Source organism: Mesorhizobium sp. M7A.F.Ca.ET.027.03.2.1 (assembly GCF_003999175.1).
Classification (GTDB): domain Bacteria; phylum Pseudomonadota; class Alphaproteobacteria; order Rhizobiales; family Rhizobiaceae; genus Mesorhizobium.
In genome coordinates this window covers 1-1,478 of record NZ_RZOM01001294.1, presented here as the reverse complement: position 1 = coordinate 1,478, position 1,478 = coordinate 1, and the positions used below count along the sequence as shown (strand labels likewise).

Sequence of the window (1,478 nt, the reverse complement as noted above, 5' to 3'; positions counted from 1 at the left end):
AACGTAACGCATGTGATGCGTCCATTTGGTTAATGGCGGCAGCAAGGCATTTGCCCAGGTTTGCGCATATTTTCAGAGCTTGGCGCCGCCCCTCATCTGGCTGCCGCCATCTTCTCCCCGTGAACGGGGAGAAGGACGCTCTCCTCGACGGGTTCGCCAACCGCCGGCGTCGCAGAGTGAACGCCAACGCCGCGGCATCTCCCTTCTCCCCGTTCACGGGGAGAAGGTGCCGGCAGGCGGATGAGGGGCAGCGCCGGCGTCGGCTATCGGCCCCGCCGAGCATCTGCCCCGAAAACGCCGGTTTTCCCGTGTCTTTCCTTGCCAGGGCCGCGTTTCCCGTGGGAAGGGGCGTGGTATCTCAGGGCTTGGGGGCTTGGCATGACGAATATCGGGGCCGGGGGCGCTGCGCCCTCGCTTATCAGGGCATCGCTCAGCCGCACCGGCAAATGGGCCGGCAGCGTCGCCTTTATCGGGGGTGCGGTATCAGACATCCTCAATCCGCTGGCGCCGTTCGCCGCCTATATCGCGCTGATCGCCGCGGTGGCCGCAATCATCATCGCCATTGCCATCGTGCTCAGGCTGGTGCTGGCGGCCAGAGCGCTGCCGGCCTTGATCTTCGCCACCACGGCGGCGGCCGTCGCCAGTGGCGTCTACGGCCTGCAGCAGCAGACCAACGCCCAGAACGGGGTGATCGCCAGCCTGGTGCCGGCCATTGCCGGGCTGCAGCAGTCGATGGGGATCGTGTCCGAAAAAGTGGCCAGGATCGAGCAGACCGTCACGCAGACGCAAAAGACGGTCGAACAGGTCAAGCAGACAACCGACACGGTGGCGAAGAAGGCCGACGAGATCGCCTCGGTCCAGCAGCAGCAGACGCAGCAGACGGCGGAAGTGCAGAAGACCACCGAAGAGGTGAAGAAGCAGACCGAGACGCTGGCCGCCGGCCAGGCGCAGCAGCAGGCCCAGACCGAGAAGCTGCAAGAAACGACGCAGCAGATCGCCGCCTCGATCGACACCATCGCCAAGGGCTTTGCCGCGCTTGCCGCGCAGGGCGGGGCGATCGCCGAGCCGAAGCGGCCGGACGAGTTCTACCACAATGCCCGCGTCTATGAGCTGTCCGGCGACATGCTCAATGCGCGGCGCTCCTACCTCGCCTTTGCCGGTTTCGACGTCGACGCCATCGATCCCTACACGCGCTTTGCCACGCTGCTTCGGGTGCAGGACGGCAAGGCCGGCGCGCGCGAAGTGTTCGGCGCGCTTGCCGACAAGGGCAAGGCGCTGTCGATCAAGCTGGTGCATATCCAGCAGTTCGACGACGCCCAGCGCCTCGACAAGCTCAACGCCTTCATCGCGGCCAATGCGGATTTCGCGCCGGCCTATTTCCTGCTGGCGCAGGAGTTTTCCGAAGACCGGCTCGGCGCCCAGACGCTGGCCGACAAGCGCAACGAGGCCAAGGCACTGACCCAGTTCACGTCCTACGA

General features: G+C 65.5%; 1 pseudogene. It reads left to right on the top strand.

The features are described 5' to 3' along the window. Window positions 1–378: 378 nt before the first annotated feature. A pseudogene (locus EN750_RS33975) lies at window positions 379–1,478 on the top strand (methyl-accepting chemotaxis protein); the annotation flags it as partial.